Origin of the sequence: Lysobacter enzymogenes (assembly GCF_017168095.1) — a bacterium.
In the GTDB taxonomy this organism is placed as follows: domain Bacteria; phylum Pseudomonadota; class Gammaproteobacteria; order Xanthomonadales; family Xanthomonadaceae; genus Lysobacter; species Lysobacter enzymogenes_D.
Window position 1 is genome coordinate 1 of record NZ_LXSD01000445.1, and the last position, 211, is coordinate 211.

The following is a 211-nucleotide window of genomic DNA, read 5'->3' on the forward strand; positions in this document are numbered from 1 at the left end:
GGATTTATTGGGCGTAAAGCGAGCGCAGACGGTTATTTAAGTCTGAAGTGAAAGCCCTCAGCTCAACTGAGGAATTGCTTTGGAAACTGGATGACTTGAGTGCAGTAGAGGAAAGTGGAACTCCATGTGTAGCGGTGAAATGCGTAGATATATGGAAGAACACCAGTGGCGAAGGCGGCTTTCTGGACTGTAACTGACGTTGAGGCTCGAA

1 rRNA gene is annotated in these 211 nt (G+C 47.9%); it reads left to right on the top strand.

The annotated features are described in order from the left end of the window. Nucleotides 1-211, top strand: a 16S ribosomal RNA gene (locus A7A76_RS26890); the annotation flags it as partial.